Source organism: Chloroflexota bacterium, from assembly GCA_014360825.1.
Taxonomy (GTDB): Bacteria; Chloroflexota; Anaerolineae; order UBA2200; family JACIWT01; genus JACIWT01.
The window spans coordinates 19,719-38,179 of the sequence record JACIWT010000019.1 but is presented as its reverse complement, the minus strand read 5'-3'; the positions used below and the strand labels follow the sequence as shown (position 1 = coordinate 38,179).

The 18,461-nt window shown below is 55.7% G+C and carries 21 protein-coding genes; 4 read left to right on the top strand and 17 right to left on the bottom strand.

All coding sequences use genetic code 11. The features are described from left to right. Positions 1 to 164 precede the first annotated feature (164 nt). The 4 genes from H5T64_11095 (at position 165) to H5T64_11080 (ending at position 3,572) form a co-directional block, all read left to right on the top strand. Positions 165 to 698, top strand: coding sequence for a hypothetical protein (locus H5T64_11095; protein MBC7264883.1), 534 nt, complete (start codon positions 165 to 167; stop codon positions 696 to 698). Further along, on the top strand, positions 695 to 1,408 hold the full coding sequence (locus H5T64_11090; GenBank protein ID MBC7264882.1) for a response regulator transcription factor: 714 nt from the start codon (positions 695 to 697) through the stop codon (positions 1,406 to 1,408). The genes H5T64_11095 and H5T64_11090 overlap by 4 nt, the downstream gene beginning before the upstream one ends. A 176-nt stretch (positions 1,409 to 1,584) precedes the next feature. Continuing rightward, a complete protein-coding gene (locus H5T64_11085; GenBank protein ID MBC7264881.1) occupies positions 1,585 to 2,151 on the top strand; it encodes a hypothetical protein in 567 nt (188 codons plus the stop codon). Positions 2,152 to 2,327: 176 nt separating this feature from the next. Next, the gene (locus H5T64_11080) at positions 2,328 to 3,572 is read left to right on the top strand and encodes a Glu/Leu/Phe/Val dehydrogenase (protein MBC7264880.1); all 1,245 of its coding nucleotides are present in this window, start codon (positions 2,328 to 2,330) and stop codon (positions 3,570 to 3,572) included. A 161-nt stretch (positions 3,573 to 3,733) separates the two neighbouring features. On the opposite strand, the gene era is transcribed toward H5T64_11080, so the two are convergent. The 17 genes from era to H5T64_10995 all read right to left on the bottom strand — a co-directional run bounded on the left by era (position 3,734) and on the right by H5T64_10995 (position 18,420). Then, entirely contained in the window at positions 3,734 to 4,657 is a 924-nt protein-coding gene (gene era, locus H5T64_11075) for a GTPase Era (protein MBC7264879.1), read from the bottom strand. Positions 4,658 to 4,702: 45 nt separating this feature from the next. Further along, on the bottom strand, positions 4,703 to 5,383 hold the full coding sequence (locus H5T64_11070; protein MBC7264878.1) for a queuosine precursor transporter: 681 nt from the start codon (positions 5,381 to 5,383) through the stop codon (positions 4,703 to 4,705). Continuing rightward, positions 5,380 to 6,291 (bottom strand): adenine nucleotide alpha hydrolase family protein, encoded by a 912-nt coding sequence (locus tag H5T64_11065; protein ID MBC7264877.1) that lies wholly within the window; start codon positions 6,289 to 6,291, stop codon positions 5,380 to 5,382. The genes H5T64_11070 and H5T64_11065 overlap by 4 nt, the downstream gene beginning before the upstream one ends. 19 nt (positions 6,292 to 6,310) lie before the next feature. Next, positions 6,311 to 6,505, bottom strand: coding sequence for a MoaD/ThiS family protein (locus tag H5T64_11060; GenBank protein MBC7264876.1), 195 nt, complete (start codon positions 6,503 to 6,505; stop codon positions 6,311 to 6,313). Positions 6,506 to 6,644: 139 nt separating this feature from the next. Then, on the bottom strand, positions 6,645 to 7,997 hold the full coding sequence (locus H5T64_11055) for an NADP-dependent malic enzyme (GenBank protein ID MBC7264875.1): 1,353 nt from the start codon (positions 7,995 to 7,997) through the stop codon (positions 6,645 to 6,647). 56 nt (positions 7,998 to 8,053) lie between these two features. Next, positions 8,054 to 8,917, bottom strand: coding sequence for a DUF1385 domain-containing protein (locus tag H5T64_11050; protein ID MBC7264874.1), 864 nt, complete (start codon positions 8,915 to 8,917; stop codon positions 8,054 to 8,056). A 41-nt stretch (positions 8,918 to 8,958) separates the two neighbouring features. After that, positions 8,959 to 9,498, bottom strand: a complete 540-nt coding sequence (locus H5T64_11045) for a thymidine kinase (GenBank protein ID MBC7264873.1) — start codon at positions 9,496 to 9,498, stop codon at positions 8,959 to 8,961. Positions 9,499 to 9,632: 134 nt separating this feature from the next. After that, complete coding sequence (gene rpmE / locus H5T64_11040) at positions 9,633 to 10,343, bottom strand: 50S ribosomal protein L31 (GenBank protein MBC7264872.1); 711 nt, start codon at positions 10,341 to 10,343, stop codon at positions 9,633 to 9,635. A gap of 6 nt (positions 10,344 to 10,349) precedes the next feature. Further along, entirely contained in the window at positions 10,350 to 10,613 is a 264-nt protein-coding gene (rpmA, locus tag H5T64_11035; GenBank protein ID MBC7264871.1) for a 50S ribosomal protein L27, read from the bottom strand. A gap of 41 nt (positions 10,614 to 10,654) precedes the next feature. Further along, the gene (gene rplU, locus H5T64_11030) at positions 10,655 to 10,966 is read right to left on the bottom strand and encodes a 50S ribosomal protein L21 (protein ID MBC7264870.1); all 312 of its coding nucleotides are present in this window, start codon (positions 10,964 to 10,966) and stop codon (positions 10,655 to 10,657) included. Between the two features lie 225 nt (positions 10,967 to 11,191). After that, the gene (locus H5T64_11025; protein MBC7264869.1) at positions 11,192 to 12,148 is read right to left on the bottom strand and encodes a transketolase family protein; all 957 of its coding nucleotides are present in this window, start codon (positions 12,146 to 12,148) and stop codon (positions 11,192 to 11,194) included. An 18-nt stretch (positions 12,149 to 12,166) separates the two neighbouring features. Next, positions 12,167 to 13,006 carry a transketolase gene (locus H5T64_11020; protein ID MBC7264868.1) on the bottom strand — a complete coding sequence of 280 codons (840 nt, stop codon included), beginning with the start codon at positions 13,004 to 13,006 and terminating at the stop codon, positions 12,167 to 12,169. A 55-nt stretch (positions 13,007 to 13,061) separates the two neighbouring features. Continuing rightward, a complete protein-coding gene (locus tag H5T64_11015; protein MBC7264867.1) occupies positions 13,062 to 14,075 on the bottom strand; it encodes a D-glycerate dehydrogenase in 1,014 nt (337 codons plus the stop codon). Positions 14,076 to 14,095: 20 nt separating this feature from the next. Next, positions 14,096 to 15,382 (bottom strand): imidazolonepropionase, encoded by a 1,287-nt coding sequence (locus H5T64_11010; protein ID MBC7264866.1) that lies wholly within the window; start codon positions 15,380 to 15,382, stop codon positions 14,096 to 14,098. Positions 15,383 to 15,889: 507 nt separating this feature from the next. Next, on the bottom strand, positions 15,890 to 16,210 hold the full coding sequence (locus tag H5T64_11005) for a hypothetical protein (protein ID MBC7264865.1): 321 nt from the start codon (positions 16,208 to 16,210) through the stop codon (positions 15,890 to 15,892). Positions 16,211 to 16,299: 89 nt separating this feature from the next. Then, positions 16,300 to 16,821 carry a hypothetical protein gene (locus H5T64_11000; GenBank protein ID MBC7264864.1) on the bottom strand — a complete coding sequence of 174 codons (522 nt, stop codon included), beginning with the start codon at positions 16,819 to 16,821 and terminating at the stop codon, positions 16,300 to 16,302. Positions 16,822 to 16,872: 51 nt separating this feature from the next. Beyond that, positions 16,873 to 18,420: a hypothetical protein gene (locus tag H5T64_10995; GenBank protein MBC7264863.1), complete on the bottom strand. Its 1,548-nt coding sequence runs from the start codon at positions 18,418 to 18,420 to the stop codon at positions 16,873 to 16,875. Between the last annotated feature and the right edge of the window lie 41 nt (positions 18,421 to 18,461).

The following is an 18,461-nucleotide window of genomic DNA, read 5'->3' as shown; positions in this document are numbered from 1 at the left end:
TCGTTCACTCGGTGGTATCCTTTCCATGGCGTGTGGTCCTTTCTACCCTTCCGGGATGGTGATGGGTTTGTTCGCCATAGTGTACCACACGCCGTTTGATTTTACAGGAGTGTACTGCCATCACCGATGAGGAATGCGATATCCTGCAGGATCTTATTCATGATATGCTTGAGTCCTCAATCATTGACGCTGGCTTCTTAAAACTCAAGCCACAGCCAGTCATGTTGCCTCATTTGACCCAGAATGTGACTGACGATGTGGCGCGACGCAGTCCGAATCATCGTTTTTTGGTCGATTTTCCGAAGGAATTTCCTATTGTAGAGGCCGATCCGGACCGTATTGCGCAAGTCTTGCGGAATCTGTTGGATAATGCGGTGAAATACTCACCCGGTGGTGGGCTAATTGTCGTGAGGGGTGAAGTTCGTGAGGATGAAATCGTCCTCAGCGTGGCCGATCAAGGAATAGGCATTGCACCTGAGCACCTGAACCGGCTGTTTGAAAAATTCTTCCGAGTCAAGTCGGGATTGGGCCGCCATGTCGTCGGCTCAGGGTTAGGGCTGCCCATCGCTCGCTCCATTGTGGAGAGTCACGGGGGCCACATTTGGGCTGAGAGTCAGGTGGGGCGGGGCAGCACGTTTTACTTCACGCTACCATTGAAGGATCTGAGCCGATTGGAAACAGGGAGAGGAGCGGGATGAACGAGAAGATCCTCGTCGTAGATGACGAGCCCAGAGTAGTACGGCTGGTTAGCGAAGTACTGAAGGCGGTGGGTTTCCAAGTAATTGCTGCCGCCACAGGAGAATCGGCTATCGAGATGGTAGCCTTGGAGCAGCCCGATCTGGTTTTGTTAGACATCCTTCTCCCCCGGGGCCCAGATGGCTATGAGGTGTGCCGCCGCATCCGGGAATTCTCTGATGTGCCGGTGATCATGCTCACCGCTAAGGCGCAAGAAGCCGACATGCTACGCGGCTTCGATGTGGGAGCCGACGATTACCTCACCAAGCCTTTCAGTGCCAAAGAACTGGTAGCGCGAGTCAGAGCGGTTTTGCGCCGTTCCCAACGACCCGAGGAGGTAACCACGGCCACCTTACAGTGTGGCGAATTGGAGATCAATTTCGCTCGGCGCACTGTCAAAGTGCGCGGCGAGAGGATATCACTTACCCGAACTGAATATGAATTGTTGCGCCAATTGGCCCTTAACGCCAACCGAGTAGTGCTACACCAAGACTTGCTGACAAATGTGTGGGGGTTGGAGTATCGCAACGATGTGGATTATCTGAGAGCCTATATTCGCTATCTGCGACGCAAGTTGGAAGCAGATCCGGCGAATCCTCAGTACATCATCACCTCGCCGGGAACTGGCTATATGTTGACTTGCCCCGAGGGCGATAAGACCACTTTGGATTGATGGCCATAAACCCCAGACGAAAGCAGTGGCGGCCTCGTGGATGCGAGAGCCGCCTTTTTCATGGATTTTTCAGAAGGTGGGGTGGGCTTTTTATGAGATTTCTACGAACTTTTTGTTATACTGAGCCTGGATCGAATCCAAGATGTCAGAAAATAACAGAGAGGGAGGGAAATAGGGTGACCGAACCTTTATCAACAACGGAAATGGGAACAGTAAACGTTGAATTTGCGTTGCCTTCACAGTCGCTTTCGGATATGACTGGCATGGCTGATGCTGCCGTGACCAAGGCGCTGGAATTCTGTGCCCAGAAAATGGGACTACACGGTCCTCAGGCGGTGATTGATCGCTTGCGACAAGGCGACAGCACTGCTTGTGGCTATTTCCACTATGGTCTGGCCGAGCAAGTGGCCAAGCATCTCGCTGAATTTGATGAAGATGTCAAGACGGTCTATTTATATAGCTACGATGCCACGCCTGAGGACGTCTGTTTCGGTGAGGCGACGCCGGCGTCACAGGTTCATCTGATCATCTGGGCTCAACGCAAGACAGCCGCCTTGAACTCACTGGTAAATGCATTGGACCGCGCTCTAGTTGAGGGCTATGGCACCATGATCGGTACCCCGCAGTTGATGCATCTATTGGATGTGCAGATCATAGATGACGACGATGTGAAACGCCGCGTTGGCTATGGCGCACTGCTTTCCTCACTTCACCTTCCCCCGATTGAGATTTGGCGGCGGTGATAAATGGGCCCTGAAAAGGTGGTCGGACCACATAAAATGTGCCCCCGCCTTCTTAGTGGGGTGAAGGGCTTCGAACAGTGAAATTGCAACGGGGAGGAATTTTGGAGAGACAGTTAGACGAAGTACTTGTCGGACCTCGTCCCAGTTTCGTTATAGCCGAGCGACCTGAGCAAGACCTGTGGGATACAGCGCTGGCTCAACTCGATGATGTGGCTCAACGCCTAAACCTGGCCCCGGGCATCCTTGCCATTCTGCGCCAACCAGAGCGAGAACTGACGGTGGCTGTGCCTGTAGTGATGGATGACGGTCGCATCGAAGTCTTTACTGGCTATCGAGTCCAGCATTCTAGTGCACGTGGCCCATGCAAAGGTGGTATTCGCTATCATCCAGACGTGAGTCTGAATGAAATCAAGGCACTGGCAGCACTGATGACTTGGAAATGCGCTGTGGTGGGTATCCCCTATGGTGGGGCTAAAGGCGGCGTGCGGTGTAATCCAATGCTCTTGTCTGAGAACGAGATTTGCCGACTCACACGTCGCTTCACAGCCATGATTATGCCTATCCTTGGCCCCAAGCGAGATATTCCTGCACCTGATGTCAACACAAATGCTCAGGTTATGGCCTGGATGGCCGATACGGTCAGCATGATCGAAGGCAGGACCGCGATGGAGATCGTTACCGGCAAACCCACCTCTTTAGGAGGGTCGCTGGGGCGTAGGGAGGCTACTGGGCGGGGAATAGCCATTGTTACCGCAGAACTCCTGAAGCGCAAGCGCCGAAGACTCTCGGATACCACAGTGGCAGTGCAGGGGTACGGCAATGTCGGTTCTGCCACGGCGACAATTCTGCACCAGATGGGTTGCAAGATTGTGGCAGTGAGCGACATCACCGGTGGGCTATATAACCCTCATGGCCTTGATATAGCCAGTATAAATCAGCACGTGGCTGCCCATCCGAAACGATTGTTGGAGGGGTACGAAGTTTCTGGTGTGGAGAAAATCAGCAATGAAGAGTTGCTCCTAAGCGACGTGGATGTCTTAATTCCGGCTGCGCTTGAGAATCAGATCCACGTCAATAACGCTCCGTACATCCGAGCCAGAATGATCGTGGAGGGTGCGAATGGTCCCACTACCCGCGAGGCCGACGAGATCCTAAACGATCGGCGTATCACCGTAGTGCCCGACATCCTGGCTAATGCCGGGGGAGTTGTGGTCAGTTACTTGGAGTGGGTGCAGGATCTACAAAGTTTTTTCTGGGATGAAACAGAGGTCAATCGCAATCTCAGACGCACCATGGTTCGCAGCTTCAAAGAGGTGTGGAGTTTCAGCCAAGAAAGGCAAGTATCGTTACGGCTAGGAGCCTACATGCTAGCAGTGGACAGAGTAGCCGCGGCGATACGCGCCCGGGGCATATTCCCATAACTCGATTGAGCAATGGTGTTTAAGAATCATACCTAAGGCAAGGTGCACCGAGACGGCCTTAAGATTGTGGCAGCGCCAAAGGATGCACTAGCGCAAAAGGGGCTCCTGTCAATATCATTGCGAACAGGAACCCACCTCTTTTGGTCGAAAATATAGTCACTTTATGGCATCTGCTTGCCCGGAACAGCGTACCCGAGTTGTCGGAGCCGGTCAACATCGCGCCGCCATTTCTCCCACACTTTCACCCAGAGCTCTAAATACACTTTGCTCCCGGTCATACGCTCGATCTCTTCCCGCGCTGCCTGTCCGATGCGCTTCAGCATCGCCCCCTTCTGGCCGATAAGAATACCCTTCTGTGAATCCTTCTCCACATAGATCGTCGCGCTAATATACAACAGGTTCTCATGGCGCTCCTTAAACTCCTCGATGCTCACTGCAACCGCATGGGGCACCTCTTGGTGAGTAAACCGCAGCACCTGTTCACGGATGAGTTCAGCAGCGATGAAACGCTCTGTCTGGTCCGTGACTTGATCAGGTGGGTAATAGCGCGGCCCTTCTGGCAGCAGGGTGACGATCCGTTCCATTAGTTTGTCCAGATTTTCAGCACGGGTCGCAGAGATAAGCATCCAATCCGCGAAAGCGCCCAGAGCAAAATAGGCATCAGTATGCTTCTTCACATCCTCTGGCCGCAACAGATCCATCTTGTTGAGGGTGAGCACGACAGGGCCATGCTTGCTATTCGCTAGAAGATCGGCGATTAGGCGGTCTTCAGTAGTGGGCATGACGGAGACATCCACTACAAACAGTATTACATCGGCATCGGGGATAGTCTGACGGGCTGTCTCAACCATTACTTTGCCTAAGGCGTGCAAGGGGCGATGAATGCCCGGCGTGTCCACAAAAATGACCTGTGCGTCTGGACGAGTTAGAATGCCCAGGATACGGTTGCGTGTCGTCTGGGGCTTGGGCGAGACGATAGCGATCTTCTGTCCCAAGTAAGCGTTTATCAAGGTGGACTTGCCCACGTTCGGCGCACCGATAACAGCGACGAAACCGGAACGGTGGCCAGGGGGCGCTTCTTCCAAAAGGGGATTGACGGGTGCCGATTCGGAGGTCAGCGTCTCATCTCCTCACGTTGTGATCTTGAACGGGTTGAAATCCGTCTCATAATCGTAGTAGTCTTCATTTTCCGCCTTCTTCAGGAACCCCACCACGGTGTAAGTGAGGGGCGTCGCCAGAGCCTCAACACCGGTCTTGAAGATATAATTGGATACGATCACGCTCCATAGGAGTGGTGTCGGTAAGGTGCCCAAAAAGGCAATGGTCACGAAAAGCAGGGTGTCCACGAATTCGCCAACGATGGTGGAGCCGATGGTGCGCGTCCAGAGCCACCGGCCCTTGGTCCATATCTTCATCTTGGCTAACGTGAACGAGTTGGAGAACTCCCCAGCAAAATAGGCAACCAGGCTGCCAATCACGATGCGCGGCGTTACGCCCAGGATGAGCATGTAAGCCTCCTGACCCTCCCATCCCTCGGCAGGGGGTAACGCCCCCACAATCATGAACACAACAGCCATAAGCAAAGCAGCGCTGAAGCCCGCCCAGATCACGCGGCGCGAACGAGCGTAGCCATAGACTTCCGTCAAAATGTCGCCGAAGATGTAACTAATGGGAAAGAGGATAGTGCCCCCATCAAAAGTGAAGGGCCCCAGGCGCAATATCTTGCTCGATGCTACGTTGCTGATCAACAGGACAGCAACGAACGTAGCCATCACCAAATCGAAATAGCGATACGCCTTCCGGTTGATCATCCTGTCACCCACAGTCGGCAAAAGGCACACAGACCGGGCACCGTCGTCGGCTGACCACAGGCTTCACACTCGTGAAACTCTGTCGGCGCAGGACGGCGAGAGAATATTTTACCCGCCTCCCGCGCCCGCAAGAAATGTTGGTAAAATTGTAATTTTGTCCCTCGCGAACGCTCCTCCAAACGGTTGAGGAGTTCTTTGTAGAACAGCGTGGTCGCTCCTTTCGCGTAGGGACATTCGTCGTATATATAATCAATGCCACGCACCACAGCGTAGGCGGCCATCTCGCGCTCGTACAGCCGGGCCAGCGGACGCACCTTTCGCGCCAATTTTGGATAGGTGGACGGCAACACTGGCCCTTGCCGCTCTAAGTAACCGGTCTGCCACCGCAGGACATTCTCGAGTAATATGGCCGCTTCGTCATCCACATTGTGCCCAGTTGCCAAGGCCGCGTAGCCGCCCTCATAGGCTGCCTGGTTCATGATATGCCGCTTGATTAACCCGCACACAGCACAGGTAGACCGTCCGCGCTTTGTCCTCGCCACCTCGGGGATGGATTTGCCATACCGTTCGCGCACGTTGACTACCTGTAAGTTCGCGCCCCGCTCTGCAGCAAAGGCTTGGCATTTCTCCAATGAGAGCGCCGAATAGTCACCATCTGAGATGCCTAACTGGATGTAAAGTCCGTCGGCCCGGTACCCCAAACTTAGCAAGATATCCCATAGACTCAGGCTGTCTTTGCCACCGGAAACTGCGACGAGTACCTTATCGTTCCGATGGAACATCCGATAAGCGCGAATCGTGCGCTCGACCTGCGCAGGCACCCATTCCAGGAAATGAGAAGCACATAGCGCCAGGCGATGCTGGCGCATGTTGATGACAGCCGGCTCTGCGCACTTCTTACACTTCATTCAACGCTCCCAAACGCTGTCAATATCCCCCCGATACCACAGCGATCAACTTCACCACATCGCCATCCGCAAGGATCAGGTCATCGGTGATCAGTTTACCCTCGCGCACGCCCAAAACACCCTCGGGATCCAAGCCAACTTTTAGGATGGCGTCACGCAGGCTGATGCCGGGTTTTAATTCCCATTCCCTGTCGCGATAGACGAGTTTGACCAAAACGTACCTCCTACAAATAAGATTGTAATTTGAAAGTGATAGCCAGTCAAAGTGCAGCGTCGTTTATGTACTGTTCACATTCTCAGGGAGAAAAAAAGAGGGGGCCTAACAACTGCCCCCTCTGTACTTCGTTGCCCGATCATCCCTCTGGCGCAGGCTCTATGTACCCCTCGCGCATTAGGAGATGTACGGTTTCGCGGGCGTGTTGAATGGTCTTCGATGCCTTTTCCCACAGCTGTTCGCGGGACAACGTGAGCCGGGCGACACCTTGCTCTTGGGCCTTTAACGCTACTGCCACTGCCTCGCGGGGAAAGACCTCCCATTCGTCCATGGTGGGGGCGATGTTTTCCTCATGGATGCCCCGGTCCTCGGCGCACTTCGCCAGTTCGGCCGCCGCAGCCAGGCACATCTCATCGGTGATAGTCCGCGCGCGGACATCCAGCGTACCACGGAAGATGCCCGGGAAGCCCAGCGAATTATTGAGTTGATTGGGGAAGTCCGAGCGACCTGTGCCTACGATAACTGCTCCAGCCTCCTTGGCTTCCCAGGGCCAGATCTCGGGTATCGGGTTGGCGCAGGGGAAAACGATGGCCTTTGAGGCCATGCGCTTCACCCACTCTGGTTTGATGGTACCCGGGCCGGGCGTGGAGAAAGCAATGCACACATCCGCGCCCTCCATTGCCTCGGCTGGGCCCCCGCGCACGCCTTCGCTGTTGCTCTCCAGGCATACCATCCACTTGTCAACGAATTCATCTTTGCGTGCCGCGATATCCTCACGATCTGGATGCAGGATGCCTTTGCTATCGGTGGCTACAAGGTGACCCATTGGCATCCCCATGGCCCGCAATAAGCGTAACGTCGCTACATTGGCTGCACCCATGCCGATCATCGCCACTTTGACGTCCGTGATTTTCTTGTCCACTAGTTTGAGTGCGTTGATCAATCCGGCCAGCAGTACGGTGGCTGTCCCTTGCTGGTCATCGTGCCAGACGGGAATTTGCACCTCGGGGTCGGCACGCAGGGAGTCAAGGACCCTGAAACATTTCGGCTGGGCGATATCTTCCAGATTGATGCCTCCAAATGAAGGCTGGATGAGTTTAACCGCGTGGATGATTTCGTCGGCATCTTTCGTGTCCAGACAAAGGGGCACGGCATCCACGCCACCCAGGTATTTGAAGAGAAGTGCCTTACCCTCCATCACAGGCAAACCAGCCTCGGGGCCGATATCTCCCAGCCCAAGCACGCGGGTACCGTCTGATACCACCGCAATGACGTTCGCTTTGTTGGTATGCTCGTACACTAACTCCGGGTTGGCGGCAATGGCACGGCAGGGAGCCGCCACACCAGGGGTGTACCAGATAGCGAAATCATCGAAACTGCGGATGGCACACTTAGCGGTTACCTGCACTTTGCCGTGATAAAAGGGGTGCAATTTCAGAGCGTCATCGGCGGGCTTCTTTGCCTTGGCCAAAAGTTCCTCTTTGCTGAGCATGTTTCCTCCTGTCAGACTCAAGATTTGGGTTTATTGCCCTATACCTTCGCACACTCCTAATGTGGAACGATGGGGTTAGCCTGTTGTGCGCCAGGTGAAACCCCGTCGTCAGCCAAAACGCGTTTCAGGGCAGTAATAGCCACTTCGACCATGCTCTGATCGGGCTCACGAGTGGTCAGTTGCTGCAACGCCAAACCGGGGATGGTGAGCAAGCGAACCAGAGGGTTGTCCTGGTGGTCAGCACTAAATCGGATCACCTCATAGGCGATACCAGCCACAACTGGCAGTAATAACACGCGCGAAATGAGGCGCCAGACGAGCGGTGGCCGGCCCAGGAGCGAAGTAATGAGCACGAAGAGTACCAAGATGACCAGCAGAAAACTGGTGCCGCAACGAGTGTGAACTGTGCTGTGGTTGCTAACGGTTGCTATCTCGAGGGCATCGCCTGCTTCGTAGGCATTGACAGCCTTGTGTTCCGCGCCATGATAGGCGAACACGCGTTGAATATCCGGTAAGCGGCCGATTACCACCACATAGGCCAAGAACACGATCAGCCTGATTACGCCCTCGATCAAGTTGCTGACCAAGGGCGAGACTACGTAGCGGTCTAACAGACTGGTAATAAGCAGCGGGCCGACAAGAAATAGGGCCACGACAAAAGCCAGAGAGATGACTAGGGTGCTGATAACCATTGGCGGGGTGAGTTCCACCTGCTCATTTTCCAAGGCCACATTTGCAGAGAAAAGCAGGGTGCGCAGTCCCAGGCTGAGCGTGTCCCACAGCAATGTCAGCCCGCGTACGAAGGGCAACTTACTCCACGCACTGTTGTTGAGGGCGGTAGTCAGCGGCTCACTGTGTAACAAAATCTCACCCGATGGACGGCGTACAGCCACGGCCATGTGCCGCGCTCCACGCATCATTACGCCTTCGATAACGGCCTGGCCCCCGTAGTGGAAATCGCTCACTGCTCTTCTTTCCCAGGGACTTCGTGGCAAACGCGACAGCGTGCCTCGTATACCTCGCTCGCGCCGACCATAATCACTGGATCGTGGTAAGAGGCGGGCTTGCCATTAATAAGACGTTGTGTCCGGCTGGCTGGGGCCCCGCACACAACGCAGATGGCCTGCAACTTATCCACCAGTTCCGCCTGAGCCATCAGTACAGGAACGGGGCCGAATGGTTCGCCGCGGAAATCCATATCCAGCCCAGCCACAATCACGCGGATACCCCGGTCGGCAAGGGTATTGCACACCTCAGCGATCCCCCAGTCGAAGAACTGGGCCTCATCTATTGCCACCACTTCGGTGTCAGGGTCCACTAGTCCTAAGATGGATGAGGCATCGCTGACCGGGGTGGCCACAACTTGCACCCCGCTGTGAGAGGTGACATCGGCTTGAGAGTAACGATCATCTATGCTGGGCTTAAATACCTGGACCTTCTGCTTAGCAATCTGGGCTCGCTTTACGCGGCGGATGAGTTCTTCGGTCTTTCCGGAGAACATTGAACCACAGATTACCTCAATCCATCCCCCATCATACCGGTGATAACTCAACTTGCCCTCCTATTCGCATCCCCACTCAGAAAAAAGACAGAGTGCCAAGCACTCCGTCTCACTTTTCCCTCTTCACTCCGTCCCTATGCCTCGTCAGTTGAGGCAGGTTCGGTGCTCTTCTTCTTTGCCCTCGAGGTTGCAGTCTTTTTGGCGGCTGGCTTCTCAGTAGCCTCTGTCTCTCCTGCCTCTTTGGTCTTGCGTGCACCTTGACGAGCAACCTTCTTCTCGTCCTTGGCAGTGGTCTTCTTAGGCTTGGCCTTCGCCTTATCGGTGGTGGCTGCGATTCTCTCTGCTTTAGGCTTGCCAGCGCTAACTGCCTTTTTGGTGGCCGGCTTGCGGGCTGTCCGCTTGGGCTTGGATTCAGGTGCGACCTCTGCTTCGGCCACCACTTCGGGGGTGGGAGCGACGGACCTGGCCTCCTCTACTGTTTCAGGGGCAGGAGCAGCCTCGGCGGGCGTGGGTTGGCTTACGGCCTCGGGTGCTTCTACGGCTACGCCCTCGCTGATGTCCCCTTCCTCGGGCACCAGTTCAAACAGCCTTTCAACCTTGCGCTGTTTCTTGATGTGCCTCTTCTTCTTCTCTGGCCGCCCTTCGGCTTTGTCCAATCGTCGCTGGAAACGCTCGACTTGACCTGCCGTATCTACAATGCGCTGCTCACCTGTGAAAAACGGGTGGCAAACGGAACACACATCAGTGCGGATTTCGGGCACCGTGGAACCTACGGTAAAGGTATTCCCACATGCGCAAATGACCTTCGCATTGGGGTAGTATTTGGGGTGAATATCCTTCTTCACTGCGACTTACTTCTGCCTTTCTGGGTACACGCTGACGCGTTGTTTGGTCCGCGAGACCCGCTCAAATTTTACATAACCATCAATGGTGGCGAATAGGGTGTAATCTCGCCCCATGCTGACATTTTCGCCGGGGTGGAATGTAGAACCACGCTGACGAACAATGATGGTGCCTGAGCGCACTCGTTGTCCATCGTAGCGCTTGACACCTAATCGTTTGGATTCGCTATCGCGCGCATTGCGGCTTGAACCGCCGCCTTTCTTGTGTGCCATAATAACCTCCCTTACTGCACTGACGCGGGCTCACGCCTTTGTCAGGCTTTGATCTGTTCAATCCGCAACCGGGTGTAGTTCTGACGGTGTCCGGTCTTCACCCGATAACGCTGCTTCGGGAAATACTTGAAAACCGTTACTTTCGGCCCTTTCTCATGCCGAAGCACTGTCGCTGAGACGCTAGCGCCTTTGACCGTAGGCGTGCCGATTTTCACCTTCTTGCCGTCATTCACCAAGAGCACGCGATCCAGTTTGACCTTTTTGCCCTCGTCAACCGGCAGGTATTCAACTCGGATCTCATCGCCTGGTTCGACCCGGTATTGCTTGCTCCCCGTCTCCACAATTGCATACACCAGCACTACACCTCCGACGGATGATTGCTCCCTAACAGAGATTGGCTGATTGGCGGGCAACAAAGTTCGTTGCTGCCAATCAGCTTGCTGAAATAGTATAGCCGTCGAGCGGTATTTTGTCAAACTCAGCCACCAGGAGAGAGCCTCATCCCGCGACCCAGCGCCTGTTTGCGGAGAGCCCCAGGCTGTAATGACCGGCCTCCTGGGGCTCATATCACCCGTAGGCTATCCACGCCCCTTTTTCTGGGCCAGTACTTCCTCCACCGCCTTTACAATGTGCTTCGCTGTCAGCCCGAATTCCTCGAAAAGTTCCTCCGGGGTACCAGACTCGCCAAAGCGGTCTTGGATGCCAATGAAGCGCATGGGCACTGGGTGCTCTTGTACAACCGCTTCTGCCACCGCGCTTCCGAAGCCCCCCATTACTTGGTGCTCCTCAACGGTTACTATAGCACCCGTCTCCATTGCTGCCTGCCGGATGGCGGCGCGATCAATGGGCTTGACGGTATGCATGTTGAGCAATCGCGCCGAGATGCCCTTTTGCGCCAACATCTCCACCGCCTCCATGCACTGCTTGAGTACGGGGCCGTTGTTGATGATAGTCACATCGGATCCATCGTTGATCAGATTCGCCTTACCAAACACAAATGGGTCTTCGGGCTTGGTTACGATGGGTACGGGCTCGCGCCCGAAGCGCAAATACACTGGCCCATAATGCTCCACCGACCACATAACAGCCTTCTTGCACTCGTAGAAATCCGCGGGTACGATCACTACCATGTTGGGTAGGACGCGCATGGTGGCCACGTCCTCCAGCGCTTGGTGGGTCGCACCATCTGGTCCTACAGAGATGCCGCCGTGTGCCCCGCCAATCTTAACGTTCAGGTTGCTGTAGCAGGTGGTGGTGCGGATCTGATCCCACGCCCGACCAGCAACAAAGACGCCATAGGTGCTGACGAAGGGTATCTTGCCCACCAGGCTTAGACCCGCCGCTGCATTCAGCATGTTCTGCTCCGCGATGCCGAAATCAAAGAATCGGTCGGGGTACTTGTCCGCAAACCATTTGGTGCGCGTGGAGTCGGTCAGGTCGGCGCCTAACACCACGATGCGCTCGTCCTTCGCCCCCAGTTCAACCAACGCCTCACCATAAGCGTCGCGTGTGGCCCTCGCTTTCACTTCAGCCATTTGGTCTTCTCCTCAGAATCAGAAATCAAAATATTCGAGCGGGCAGGCCAACTCTTGCAGCGCCCGGATTGCTTCATCGCGCTTTGGCGCCTTGCCATGCCACTCAGCCTCGTTCTCCATAAAAGAGACGCCCTTGCCCTTGATGGTCTTGGCAATGATCACCGTGGGCTGTCCCTTCACCTTCTTGGCGTCCTCAAAGGCCTGCACACACTGCGCCATGTCGTGGCCGTCTATCTCAATGATGTGCCAGCGGAAGGCCCGCCACTTATCGGCCAGGGGGGCCAGGCCCATCACATCCTCGACCCAACCGTCGATTTGCAGGCCGTTGTTGTCGAGCACCACACAGAGGTTATCCAACTTGTAGTGTCCGGCCGACATGATCGCCTCCCAGGTGGCGCCTTCCTGGTTCTCCCCATCGCCCATGATGCAATAGACCCGGCTGTCGCTGCGGTTCATCCGCAGGCCCAAAGCCATGCCCACGGCTACCGACAGCCCCTGCCCCAGTGATCCAGTGCCCACTTCGATGCCCGGACACTCCATATTGGGGTGCCCTTGCAACCGGCTACCGAGTTTGCGGAACGTCTTCAGTTCCTGGCGCTCAATATACCCCGACTCGGCCAGCAGCGAGAAAACCAAGGGCGAGACATGCCCCTTAGAGAAGATAACTCGGTCACGGCCCTCCCAGCACGGATTCTTGGGGTCGTGGCGCAAAGCGTGAAAGTAAAGTGCCACGCCAAAGTCGGTCGCAGAAAGCGATCCGCCTGGATGGCCGGAGCCAGCGTGGGCTAAGGCCCAGATGATGTCGCAGCGGACACGATGGGCGATGGCCTTCAGCTCCTCGATTTTCGCTTGATCCACTGATCGCTCCTTTCGTTTAGTAATCTCGTGATCACATCACCCCATGGGTGTGGACTTATCTCGGTCCGTTATCCTTGAGCCCTCTCTCGAATACTTCGGGGTTCACCACGCTGAGTGGTCTTTCCCCTCGCAATCCAGCCAGCAAGTTATCGGCAGCCATGATCGCCATCTGGGTTCGAGTCGCAATGCTGGCGCTGGCAATGTGCGGGGTAATGACCACGTTATCCAGTGTCAGGAGCGGGTCGTCCGGCGCGATGGGCTCCGGATCGGTGACGTCCAGACCTGCTCCTGCAATCACGCCATTTCGCAGTGCCTCGTAGAGCGCTTTCTGATCCACGATAGGGCCGCGCGCGGTGTTGATCAAGATGGCCGTGGGCTTCATTAAGCCCAATTCACGGGTGCTGATAAGATGCCGCGTCTCATCTGTGAGCGCAGTGTGGATGGTTACAAAATCCGATTCCCGCAGCAATGTCTCCAGATCAACCCATTCCACGCCCAGTTCAGACTCCAGGCTCTCGCGGCGGACAACGTCGTAGTAGAGGATGCGCATGGCAAACCCGCGAGCCCGCCGGGCCACGGCTGCACCCACTCGCCCCATCCCCACAATGCCCAAAGTAGCGCCGTGTACATCTCGCCCCAAAAGTAAGCGCGGCCCCCAGGTTTTCCAGCGACCGGCACGCACAAAGCGATCTGCTTCCACCACGCGACGCGCTACCGCCATCAGCAGGGCGAAAGCCATGTCGGCGGTAGTGTCGGTGAGCACGCCGGGTGTATTGGCCACGATGATTCCCCGTGCGGTGGCAGCGGAGACGTCAATGTTATCGTAGCCCACCGCGTAGTTGCTGATGACCCTTAGTTTCGGGGCCGCATCCATTACCTCGGCGTCAATGGGATCGGTAAGCAAGCACAATAGCCCCTCAACGTCGGCGACTTCTCGCAAAAGTACCTCGCGTGGCGGTGGTAGTTCTCCTTCCCACACTCTACAGTGCGTCTTCTCCCGTACCCGGTTGAGCCCTTCCTCCGGGATCAGGCGCGTTATATACACTTTTGGTTTTCCACTGCCCCTCATCTTTCCCCAACCATCCTTGCCTATCGGGCGCTGACAACCAGTTCGCCCCTCTTAATCACTGCACACACGGGGTTGGTGCCGAAACGATAGGCCAGGTAGCGGTAATCGGGGATCTCGTGGATGACGACATCGGCCAACTTGCCCGGCTCCAGACTACCCACCGTATCGCCCAGACCAACAGCGCAGGCTGCGTTAATAGTCGAAGCCACGAGCGCCTCCGCTGGGGTCATCCCTATATAGCGGCAGGCTAGGGCCATCATGAAAGGCATGGACTCGCACCAGCAAGTGCCAGGGTTGAGGTCCGTGCCCAGAGAGATAGGGACGCCAGCAGCAATGAGGGCCCGAGCGGCGGCGAAGTCGTGATGCCCCAGGCCGAAGGACGTGCCGGGGAGCAAAACGCCGATGACACCTGCCCTCGCCATGGCCGCCATATCTTGCGCGGAGGTATGCACGAGGTGGTCGGCAGAGGTGGCGCCGAGTTCGGCGGCCAGCGAGGCTGCACCCAGGTTGGCGAACTCGTCGGCGTGCACCTTCAGTCCCAACCCTGCCGCTTTGGCTGCCTCCAAGATACGTCGCGTCTGGGTGAGGTCAAATGCTCCCTCATCGCAGAACACGTCGCAGAAAACTGGTCGCCGGATTTCGACGTCAGGGTCCGCCTCCTCCCCGGCGATAGCCAGCACCTGCGGCAGCATCTCGTTCACCACCAGGTCCACGTAGGCATCGGCACGGTCAGCATACTCCTCAGGGACAGCATGCGCGCCGAGGAACGTCGGCACCAGATCAATGGCGTGGGCGGCGTCAAGCACGCTGATGGCCGCGAGGATGCGGATTTCGTCCTCGGTGGTCAGCCCGTAGCCCGTTTTCACCTCGGCGGTGGTGGTGCCATGCAAGATCATGCGATCCAGACGCTCCAGACTCTGTTCGACTAACGTCTCCAGTGAAGCCTCGCGGGTGGCCCGAACGGTGCTCATGATGCCACCGCCAGCGCGCATGATATCCAAGTACGTAGCACCACCCACGCGCATCTCGAACTCGTTTGCCCGGTCGCCAGCGAATACCAGGTGGGTGTGGGCGTCCACGAAGCCGGGCGTTACCACGCGGCCAGCGGCGCTGATGTACTCGTCGGCCCGATAGCGCCGTAGGATTTCGGAGGAAGACCCCACGCCCACGATGCGCTCTCCGGAAATGGCCAGGGCACCGTCCACGACAATGCCCAGGGTCGCCATCTCTGCGCCTACCCTGGGCCCCTTTCCGGCCACGGTGACCATTTGTTTGGCGCTGTGAACAATCAGATCTACGCTTTCCATCCCCTTCACCATTGAAGCCTGTTGCAAGCGCCTATAGTTTACTAAAGAACAGGGGTTTCGTCAATACTTGCTCGGGCGGGGAAAAGAACGCGAACTGTTCCTGCCCTCACACCGAGCAGGAGACAAAGGCGGAATTTGTGGACTGAGCGGATATTGCCACACCGCCGATATTTGCTTCGGAAGGAACGTTGACATCTAACCAAGCATCGCAGACCTTCGGGTCAGCCCCGCTCCCTCCTTTGATACAAATATAAGTAGCGGGCGGGATCGTCGGTGTCGGCGTCGCCCCCGGCGGCGCCCCACAGGCCTTCAAACTCCAGCAATAGCCATCCCAGGAATCAAGGCATTTGTTAGAATCGCAAACATCGGCGGCTCGGACACAAACCCCCGGTGAGTTACAAGTCCCATTGCTGCAGGAACTGGTAGCGCCAGTCAGCCTTGCTCCCGACTGAACTGCCCCCGCCACCCGACAGCATTTCTTATAATGCGCCCCATATCGTCCGCAGTTCAAAAGCCCTTGGGAAATATCACAAAGACCGTAGGCAATATCCCCATCGGCATCATAACTTCCGGCAGGAGTCCTCGCCTCATCACAGCGGTCAGCGGTATTACAATCCGTCGTCTCCCAACCAAATTCAAACTTGGTCTCAAGGAGATCTCTCTTTCTGCAACAAATTGCCCAGGCATAGCTCCAGGCAGGAACAGAGCCACAATTGGAAGCCCCACAACAAAAGTCTGCAGGTTTTGGGCCGGTACAACAGGCCTCCTCACATCCCGCATCGCCGTAACATCCTGCTCCAGGCTGAAGCCCACATTTAGTATAGCCATCCGGACAATAAACCCCAGCCTCAACCGGTTGGGGCAAAATCAAAAAGATAGCCAAAACTAAAAACAAGGCAACAGCAACTTTTTTCATTTCAGTCAAAATCTTTGCTGGAAATCTCTACCGGCTTTCCTCCCTTCTCATAAAGAAAAAGCAAGTTCACTTCTCCATAAGGAGAAAGTCTTTGGTCTACTTTGCCTATCGGTTCACCTTTGGAAACCATCCCCGTCCTGTATTCGGGATTTCCCGAGTAGGTATAAATCAGATGGTCCCGGCCATTAAGGACAGAAACCGTTTGAAAAGTTTCCCCGCCATATTCCGGATTCATCACCACGTGCCCGTACCTTAATTCTCCATTCATCGCCGCCAAGAAAGATGTTCCTGCAGGTAAAAGATAGCCAACCCCGACGTATCTTCCTCCTAAAGTTATTTTCTTCCCCTTTGAGCAAAACTCTTTCGGCGCCGGGCAGGAAAGACCAAACCGGCTCTTTTTCTCCCAAAAGGCTCCATAGCGAGAAAGAGCGAGGTTAAGACCAAGGAGGACTAATATCAGGACTACCAGAACAACCAAGAGATATTTTGTGATTTTGGTGGTATTTTGGGCAGTCTCTAACACTAAACTTAGGATAACTTAGAGGGAAAACCGTTGTCAAGATAAGAAATTAATCTATTGGTGAATAAAACCCACCACTCCTGCTTTTGGCCAAAAGAATGTTTCAGGAGTAAAAGGAATATCGTCGCCAAATTCTCCAACCCAAGCATTTGAGCCCTTTTGTTGTAAAAACTCATTGGTGGAAGTGATCTCAAAAAGGCGCGTTCCTACCGCAATCTGAGGAGACTGGTAGGTTCGACTGTTTCCTCCTCTCGCACCTATCTGAAGTTCGTTACCACCTCCCATTGGTAACAGGACGCCATCGCCCGGGCTCCCTTCATTTGTGAAAAAATTCCCGTACCTGGCCTTTTCGGTGGAAAGCGGGGCGACAAGATAAGCTCCAATCGGCAGTTTAAGGCCAATCCAGAAATATTCCTTTCCTTGGTAAACTACAGAAAGTTGATTAATAGTAAAGTTCACTTCTTGACCCTCGGGAAATTCAACTGGCAAAACGAGTTTACCGGTCGCCTTCCATAAAGCCTCGGCCATCCATGGGGAAAAGCCAATGGCTCCAGTGTAGTTAACTGGGTTCCCGTCTCCGCGGTCCACTGTATAGGAAATTTTAGGGAAATACCAGGCTGCCTCATTGCCGACGGGCAGGCCGTAGCGGTTGTCCACGGTGACATAGACTTTGCGGCCAGCATCCCATTTCAGCCCCCACTCCAAAAGTTCCGGCGCTTCGGCGCTCGGCGTTGGCCGTTCGGGGGTGGGGAGATGGATGACCGTCCCCACAACCCCCGCATCCATCTTTGCTCCCTCCAAACACCTCTCCAGCCAGTATCGGAAGGCGTGAGGGTGGTCCTCCTGAATCCTCTCCAGCCACTCCACCACAATCTGCCGCCAAAGGACCTGATCGGGAAGCGCCTCATTTCTAAATCCCGGCATCCTCTCCGCCAGGGCGGGGTTCATCGCCGCCACTCTGAGCACCTCCAGCCGTCGCCGGTCAGGGTCCGTGGTGGAGGCCCAAACGGGATCATTCCGCACCAGGATTCGCCAGAGACTTTCCTGGAAAACGCACTCATCGGTTACCCTTTGCCTTTGTCGCTCCGTCTGATAGAAGGGCCGGGTCCAATAGACCGAGTTGATTTTCTCGGCGTAGTAGGGGTTGGCGAGGATCTCGCTTTGGGAGACGATGTCCTGGGGGCGGATGGTGTAGGAGATGTATCCGGTCGGGGCAACCTGGGTGGATGGAAACGCTTGTGAATGGGTTGGGCGGCCCATCGCGGCCCAGTCCCAGCGGGACTGGACAAGACCAGCCGGTGGATTCATCCACCGGCGACCGACGTGGGCCGGGATCTCGCTACCCACGCCGCCCGGAAATGCGATTTCCAGTAAGGGCGACTGGCCGGTCGCCCCTACGTCCCGGGCGTAGCCACCGAATTCCATTCGGTGGCGGGTATTCACAAGTGGGAGCCGTCTCCAGACGGCGATACTCTGGTCGCAATCTGGAGATTGCTCCCACGACTGGCCAGCCAAGGCAGGCGCAGCGCCCAAGGCAGCCATCACTGCCAGTACCACGATGAGTGCAACCAGGGCTGTTTTCCCTCGTGCTTCGGGGTTCATATTCCCTCTTCCCTAAATGCCCCGCCTCCTTCGCCTCCCCG